We start from the raw sequence: 6618 nt of genomic DNA, 5'->3' as shown, positions 1-6618 counted from the left end.
GTCGTCCATCGGCCCGCCGTCCGCACGGCATCGTCGGGGGCGGGGCCGGGCCGCCCCCCCGGGGCGGCGCGGCGATGCTCAGAACGACGGGCCCTCGGTGCGGGTGCGCTTGAGCTCGTAGAAGCCGGGCAGCCGGGTCATCGCGACCAGCCCGTCCCACAGCCGCAGGGCGTCGTCACCGGTCGGCGCCGGGGTCACCACGGGGCCGAAGTAGCCCACGCCGTCGATCGCCACGACCGGCGTCCCGACGTCGTCGCCGACCAGCGCGACCGCCCGCGCGTGGGAGGCGCGCAACGCGTCGTCGTACGCGTCCGACCTGGCGGCCTCGGCCAGCCGGGCGGGCAGCCCGACCTCGGCGAGCGCCTCGGCGAGCACCGCGTCGAGGTCCTTGCGCCCCTCGGGGTGCACGCGCGTGCCGATCGCGTCGTACAGCGGCTTGACCGCCGTCTCGCCGTGCTCCACGCGTGCCGCGGTGACCACCCGCACCGGCGCCCAGGCGCGGTCCAGGAACCGACGGTGCCGCTCGTCGACGTCGCGGTGCTCGTTCAGCAGCGCGAGGCTCATCACGTGCCAGCGCACCGGCACGCCGGAGCGCTCCACCTCGGTCATCCAGCGGGTCGTCATCCACGCCCACGGGCACATCGGGTCGAACCAGACGTCGGCCTCGGCCGCGGTGGTCATGGACGGTCTCCTCTCGACGGTGCGCCGGTCCACTGTGCCGTGCCGACGCCGATCCTGCACGGTGCGTCCACGCGGTACGTCGCGCACGGCGGAACCTTCGGGCACGTCGTGAAAGGATGCGCCGAGCCATCCCTTGCGAAGGAGCACCACCGTGCCCGGTCAGAACCTCACCCGCGACGAGGCGCGTACCCGCGCCGTCCTCTCGGTCTCGAGCTACGGCGTCGACCTCGACCTGACGACCGGGCCCACGACGTTCCGCTCCACCACGGTGGTCCGCTTCGGCGCCCCCGAGGGGTTCTCGACCTTCATCGACCTGATCGCACCCGCCGTGCACGAGGTCGTGCTCAACGGCCGGTCGCTCGACCCGGCGGCGGTGTTCGCGGACTCGCGGATCGCGCTGGACGGCCTGACGGCCGAGAACGAGCTGCGCGTGGTCGCCGACTGCGCCTACATGAACACCGGCGAGGGCCTGCACCGGTTCGTCGACCCGGTCGACGACGAGGTCTACCTCTACTCCCAGTTCGAGGTCGCCGACTCCCGCCGGGTGTTCGCGGTGTTCGAGCAGCCCGACCTCAAGTCGACCTTCGCGTTCACCGTCACGGCGCCCGAGCACTGGACCGTGGTGTCCAACTCCCCCACGCCCGAGCCCGAGCCGGCCGCGGACGGCAGCGCCCGCTGGGTGTTCGAGCCCACACCGCGCCTGTCGAGCTACGTCACCGCGATCGTCGCGGGCCCGTACCACCGCGACCCGGGCACCGTGACCAGCACCGACGGGCGGGTCCTCGGCGCCGACGTGCTGTGCCGGCGCTCGCTCGCCGAGCACCTCGACGCCGACGAGATCCGGGCCGTCACGCAGGCCGGCTTCGAGTTCTACGAGTCCCGGTTCGCGATGGCGTACCCGTTCGCGAAGTACGACCAGATCTTCGTGCCGGAGTTCAACGCCGGCGCGATGGAGAACGCCGGTGCGGTGACGTTCCTGGAGAACTACGTCTTCCGGTCCAAGGTGCCCGAGGCGACCGTCGAGCGGCGCGCCGTGACGATCCTGCACGAGCTCGCGCACATGTGGTTCGGCGACCTCGTGACCATGCGCTGGTGGGACGACCTGTGGTTGAACGAGTCGTTCGCCGAGTACGTCTCGCACCTCGCCACGGCCGAGGTGACCCGGTGGAGCGCCGCGTGGACCACGTTCGCCTCGCTGGAGAAGTCCTGGGCGTACCGCCAGGACCAGCTGCCCTCGACCCACCCGATCGTCGCCGACATCCACGACCTCGAGGACGTCGAGGTCAACTTCGACGGCATCACCTACGCCAAGGGCGCCTCGGTGCTCAAGCAGCTGGTCGCGTGGGTCGGCGAGAAGGAGTTCTTCGCCGGCGTGCAGGCGTACTTCGCGCGACACGCGTGGGGCAACACCGAGCTGCACGACCTGCTGACCGAGCTCGAGGCCACGAGCGGACGCGACCTGTCCTCCTGGTCGCGGCTGTGGCTCGAGGAGGCGGGCGTCACCCTGCTGCGGCCCGTGGTCGACGTCGACGCCCACGGTGTGGTGACCCACGCCGAGATCGTCCAGCAGATCCCCGACGCCCACCCCGTGCAGCGTCCGCACCGGCTCGTCGTCGCGGCGTACGACCTCGTCCCGGACGGCGACGGCTCGCGGTTCGCGCGCACGTCGCGCGCCGAGCTGGACGTGGACGGCCCGCGGACCCCGGTGCCGGACCTGGTCGGCCGGGCCCGGCCGGACCTCGTGCTGGTCAACGACGAGGACCTGGCCTACGCGAAGGTCCGCCTGGACGACGCGTCGTTCGCCACCGCGACCGAGCACCTGCGCGACTTCGCCGACTCGCTGCCGCGGACCCTGATCTGGGGGGCCGCCTGGGACATGACGCGTGACGCCGAGGTCCCGGCCCGCAGCTTCGTGGACCTCGTGCTCGCCAACGTCGCGGACGAGTCCGACTCGAGCGTGGTGCAGGTGCTGCTGCGCCAGCTCGCCACCACGATCGACCTGTACGTCGCGCGCGCGGCGCGGGCCGAGACCTCGCAGGCGGCGGCCGACACGCTGTGGTGCCTGGCCGTCGAGGCGGCACCGGACAGCGACACGCAGCTGCAGCTGGTGCGCTCGTTCGCCGCCCGGGCCACGACCGCGGCACACCTCGACGCCGTCCAGGGGCTGCTCGACGGCTCCGCCCCGCTGGAGGGGCTCGGCATCGACACCGACCTGCGCTGGGAGCTGCTCAGCGCCCTCGTCGCGGGCGGGCGCGCCGGCGAGGCCGAGATCGCCGCGCAGCTCGCCGCCGACCGGACCGCGACGGGCGCGCGCGCCGCGGCCGCGGCACGCGCCGCGGTGCCGACCGCACAGGCCAAGGCCGCTGCCTTCGAGGCCGCTGTGCACGACACCGCCCTGGCCAACGCGCTGCAGACCTCGACGATCGCGGGCTTCGGCCGAGCCCACGACCTCGGGCTGCTCGCGCCGCTGGTCGAGCCGTACTTCGACGCCCTGGTCGACGTGTGGCACGAGCGCACCAACGAGACCGCCCAGAACGTGGTGCTCGGGCTGTTCCCGACCCGCCTCGCCGGCAGCGAGGTGGACGTGCTCGCCCTCACCGACGCGTGGCTGGCCGCGCACCAGGACGCTCCGCCGGCCCTGCTGCGTCTGGTCAAGGAGTCCCGGGACGGCGTGCACCGAGCCCTGGTGGCGCAGGCCCGCGACGAGGGCTGACCGCCGGGGCGGCACCGGTCACAGCGCCCGAAGTGCGCGGCGTACCTGGCTGCGGGTCCGCAGCCTGAGCCAGGGGACGTCGGCCCCTGCCATCAGCCGGGCGAACTGCGCACGTTGTCGGGGACCCATCACCCAGCCCCAGCGCAGGATGTTCTCCTCCGGCTCCCGGCGCAGCCATGACCGGGCGCGTTCGCGGTTGCCGTTCCACAGCTCGCGGCGCAGCGCCGCACGGCCGACCGTGCGGCGCACCAGGCGGGACATCTGCCGGGCCCGCGGCGTGTCCAGCCACACGACGAGGTCGGGCTCGAGGGCCGCGACCGCCGTGAGGCTCGAATAGTTGCCGTCGATGACCCAACCGTCGCGGCCGGGACCGTCGAGGAACGCGCCCAGGGTCGCGGCGACCTGCTCCTGCGTCGCCGGCTGCCAGCCCGGCAGGTGATAGGCCGAGTCGATCTCGAGGAAGGCCACTCCGAGACGCTCGGCGAGCCGGGCACCGAACGTGCTCTTGCCCGCCCCGCTCGAACCCAGCACGCGGACCCGGCGGGGCCGGGGTGCCAGCCGTGCCTCGAGCCACCAGCGTGAGTCCCGCGACGGCACCCGCACCCACCGGTCCGGCTCGGCCGCCGCGAGTCCGGCGTAGCGGGCGGTGCGCTCGGCGTGCCGGCGCCACGTCCACCGGGCGAGGTCGGCGCTCGGCCCGCGCCCGACGAGCAGGCCCCACGTCTCCCGGCCGCCGTGCCACGCCCGCGTGTCGGTGAGCAGGTCGAGCAGCGCCCGCCGCAGGACCCGGCCGACGGCGACGGCCCGCGACACGTCGATCCAGATCACGAGGTCCGCGTCGTCGTAGCGCACGCCCACCTGGTCGACGTCGTCACCGTCGACCACCCAGCCGTCGGTGTGCGTCTGCAGGAAGGACCGCACCGCGGCGCGGTACTCGGCCTGTCCCGCGACCCGGCCACCCGGCAGGCGCATCACCGTGTCCAGGTCCAGGCGCGGGACGCCCAGCCGGTGCGCGGCCTCCCGGGCAAGCGTGGTCTTGCCGGAACCCGGCAGCCCGACCACCCGCACCCGGCGGGGAGCGGCCGTCATGCCTGCAGCACGCGGACCAGGGAGCGCAGCCGGGCGTTGTCGAACAGGTCGTCGACCGAGACGAGGGTCTGGGCGGCGTCGGCGAGGGGGACGCGCCAGTTCGGGTACTCCTGGTCGGTACCAGGCTGGTTCTGGGTACGACGCTCGCCGACCGCGTCAGCCAGCGAGACCCCGACGAGCACCGAGGGCGAGGCGAGCACCAGACGGTGCAGGGCCTCGACGAGCTCCCGCTCCGACGGGTCGTCACCGACCAGGCCTCTCGCGCGCAGCACGTCGACCATCCGGTCACGTTCCGCACGCGCATCCGCGCGGACCTTCTCCAACGGTTCGGACAGCAGCCCCAGCTGGTGGCGCAGGTCCACGTGCTCACCGGCGAGGTACCCCGCGGTCGGCGGCAGGTCGTGCGTCGTGACGGTGGCCAGGGCGAGGCGCCGGTAGTGCTCGGGCGGCATCACGCCACCGTCCTCGTACTCGAACCAGAGCACCGAGGTGCCCAGCACGCCGCGGTCGGACAGGTAGTCGCGCACCCACGGCTCGAACGTGCCGAGGTCCTCACCGATCACCAGCGCGCCGGCCCGCTGCGCCTCGAGGCACAGGATGCCGATCAGCGCCTCGTGGTCGTAGCGCACGTACGCGCCGTCGCGCGCACTGTTGCCGGCCGGGATCCACCACAGCCGGAACAGGCCGATCACGTGGTCGATCCGGATCGCACCCGCGTGACGCAGCACGGTGCGCAGCAGGTCCCGGAACGGCCGGTAGGCGGCCCGCGCGAGGGCCTCGGGCTGCCACGGCGGCTGCGACCAGTCCTGGCCCTGCTGGTTGTACATGTCCGGCGGCGCGCCGACGGACGCCCCGGTCGCCAGCACGTCGCGCAGCGCCCAGACGTCGGCGCCCTCCGGGTGCACGCCGACCGCGAGGTCGTGCATGATGCCGAGCCGCATGCCCGCCTCCCGGGCGGTCCGCTGCGCCTCGGCGAGCTGCTCGTCGGCCACCCACTGCAGCCAGCAGTAGAAGTCGATCCGGTCGGCGAGCTCGGCGCGGAGCTGCTGCACGAGCGGCGAGGTCCGGTCCGACGCGTCGGCCGGCCAGTCCTCGCCGTAGCGCTCGCTCAGCGCGCACCACATGGCGAAGTCCTCCAGGCCGCGGCCCTGCTCGGTCCGGAAGTGCTCGAACCGTGCCTGGCGGGCCGCCGACCTGGGCGCCGCGTGGATCACCTCGAGCGCGACCTTCTTCGTGGCCCACACCGCATCCCGGTCGATCGGGCCCGGGTCGGCCGACAGCGGCCGGGCGACCTCGGCCTGCCACTCGACCAGCGAGCGCTCCGCGATCGGGAGGTACGCGACCTCCGGTACGTCCTCGGGCCGCACGTACAGCGGGTGCACGAACCGGCGCGTGGTCGGCAGGTAGGGCGAGGGGGTCAGCGGCGGCACGCACTCACCGGCGTGCAGCGGGTTGACCAGCAGGAAGTCCGCCCCCGCGCGGCCCGAGCCCCACGCGAGGTCCGCGAGGTCGGACAGGTCCCCCAGGCCCCAGGACCGCGGCGAGCGCACCGAGTACAGCTGGGCCATGAAGCCCCACGCGCGCCGCTGGTCGAGGTCGTCGACGAGCTCCAGGCGACGCGGCGTGACGACCAGCGCGCCGGACGTCCTGGCGCCGTTGGACTCGGCGACCAGACGGTGCCAGCCGAGCGGGAGGTCGTCCGGCACCGCAAAGGTCGCGCGGCCGACGGCACGCCCGTCGACGGTGCGCGGCGGCACGTAGCGGTCCAGCTGCGCGGGCTCGCGGCGCTCGCCGCTGCTCTCGAGCTCGATCCACACCTGCACCGGTGCGCCGTCGTCGACGTGCACCGGGACCTCGGCGCCCTGCCCCTCGCGCAGCACGAGGACGGGCGGCACGCCACGGCGCCACACCTCGTCCTCCGCGTGCCCGAGCTCGACCGCGATCCGCTCCGGGCTCGACGCATCGACGCCCAGGGCGCCGAGCACACCGACGAGGGTCCCCGGTGCGACCCACCGGTGCGTGCCGTCGAAGCCCCAGAAGTCGGGCACCACGCCATGGCGGTTCGCGAGCTCGAGGAGAGCGTCGGTGAGGCCCTCAGGCCGCTCGTCGTCGAATCCCACCCCCTGATCCTGCCA

General features: G+C 73.9%; 4 protein-coding genes. 1 reads left to right on the top strand and 3 read right to left on the bottom strand.

What is annotated here, in order from left to right; translation table 11 throughout:
• Nucleotides 1-78: 78 nt before the first annotated feature.
• Nucleotides 79-681 carry a mycothiol-dependent nitroreductase Rv2466c family protein gene (locus OEB99_RS18175; RefSeq protein WP_263578711.1) on the bottom strand — a complete coding sequence of 201 codons (603 nt, stop codon included), beginning with the start codon at nt 679-681 and terminating at the stop codon, nt 79-81.
• Nucleotides 682-832: 151 nt separating this feature from the next.
• Between OEB99_RS18175 and pepN the strand changes: the two genes are divergently transcribed.
• On the top strand, nt 833-3394 hold the full coding sequence (gene pepN / locus OEB99_RS18170; protein WP_263578710.1) for an aminopeptidase N: 2562 nt from the start codon (nt 833-835) through the stop codon (nt 3392-3394).
• Between the two features lie 18 nt (nt 3395-3412).
• Here the strand turns inward: pepN and OEB99_RS19745 are convergent, their stop codons facing one another.
• The gene (locus OEB99_RS19745) at nt 3413-4483 is read right to left on the bottom strand and encodes an AAA family ATPase (RefSeq protein ID WP_318011437.1); all 1071 of its coding nucleotides are present in this window, start codon (nt 4481-4483) and stop codon (nt 3413-3415) included.
• Complete coding sequence (gene malQ, locus OEB99_RS18160; protein WP_263578709.1) at nt 4480-6603, bottom strand: 4-alpha-glucanotransferase; 2124 nt, start codon at nt 6601-6603, stop codon at nt 4480-4482. The genes OEB99_RS19745 and malQ overlap by 4 nt, the downstream gene beginning before the upstream one ends.
• Nucleotides 6604-6618: the final 15 nt, after the last annotated feature.

It is taken from the genome of Actinotalea endophytica, from assembly GCF_025717005.1.
GTDB lineage: Bacteria > Actinomycetota > Actinomycetes > Actinomycetales > Cellulomonadaceae > Actinotalea.
The sequence above is the reverse complement of the archived record's forward strand: the minus strand, read 5'-3'. Positions and strand labels throughout refer to the sequence as shown.